The organism is Ruoffia sp. FAM 26255 (genome assembly GCF_045528525.1).
Taxonomy (GTDB): Bacteria; Bacillota; Bacilli; order Lactobacillales; family Aerococcaceae; genus Ruoffia; species Ruoffia tabacinasalis.
In genome coordinates, this window is sequence record NZ_JBGQQX010000124.1 from 1 (window position 1) to 1,195 (window position 1,195).

General features: G+C 40.0%; 1 protein-coding gene. It reads right to left on the bottom strand.

All coding sequences use genetic code 11. The features are described 5' to 3' along the window. Window positions 1–49: 49 nt before the first annotated feature. Window positions 50–1,195 (bottom strand): IS256 family transposase (locus tag ACEN31_RS11535; protein WP_407109479.1); only part of this gene is annotated, 1,146 nt, incomplete at its 5' end.

The following is a 1,195-nucleotide window of genomic DNA, read 5'->3' on the forward strand; positions in this document are numbered from 1 at the left end:
GGGAGCGTCAAGAAGTTTGTGTAAATAAAGAATTCCTTCTGTAAAAAAATCAGCTCTCTGCTAGTGTTCCAAACATTTCCCATAGCTCTGCTTCAGCTTGCTGGAAACCGCGGTGGCTTCGGGTTAAAAATTTCTGATTGTAAAGATCGAAATTTGAAACTAAAAAGCGATCCATAGATTCTTCATTCTGAAACTGCTCTTTACGCCGACTATATTTTTTAATTTGTTTGTTGAAAGACTCAATCAAATTAGTGGAATACAAGCTCCTACGGATTGAAACAGGAAAGTCATAGAACGTCAGTAAGCTGTCGTTCTCTAAGACCGCTTTGGTTACTCTAGGGTAGCTGGTGTGCCATTTCTCTACAAAATTAAGTCGAGCTTCTATCGCTTTTTCTCGTGAGTCTGCTTGGTAAACAGCTTTAAAATCTTCACATACTTCTCTTCGATCAGCTACGCGTACTTTACTAGCGATATTGCGAGAAACATGAACACAACAGTGTTGATAAGCAGCCTGAGGAAACGCTTGATGAATCGTATCTTTTATCCCTTTAAGACCATCGGTCACAAAGAGGAGAACGGATTTAACCCCACGGCTTATCAAGTCTTCTAATAGCTCTTTCCATGTAACAGTAGACTCATTAGGGGCAATAGCATAACCGAGCACTTCTTTGGCGCCATCTGGACGGATTCCAACCGCTATATGAATCGCTTCTTTATCTACTGTTTTACGTTTCAAGGGAATGTAGGTAGCGTCCAGATAAATAGCGGCATAATGATCATTTAGTGGACGTTTTTTAAAAGCAGCGACTTCTTCAGAAAAGACTTTTGTCATGTTGGACATCGTCTGCGGCGTATAATGATGACCATACATTTTCTCGATCAAATCGGCAATTTCAGACATCGTGATCCCTTTTCGAAAGAGATGAATAATCGTTTCTTCCAACGTCTCATTGGTTCTTTTATATGCAGGAAGCGTCTGTTGTTTAAATTCACCATTACGATCACGTGGAATCTGTAGCTTAAGTTCACCATATTCTGTTTTGACCTTACGGTCATAGGTGCCATTGCGAGAGTTACCTGAATGGAAACCAATCCGCTCATACTTCTCATAATCTAAAAAGACGGTCAATTCCGTTCTTAAGAGTGTATTTACGGCCAATTCTAGATGAGAACGAAAACATTCGTTTAAATCACC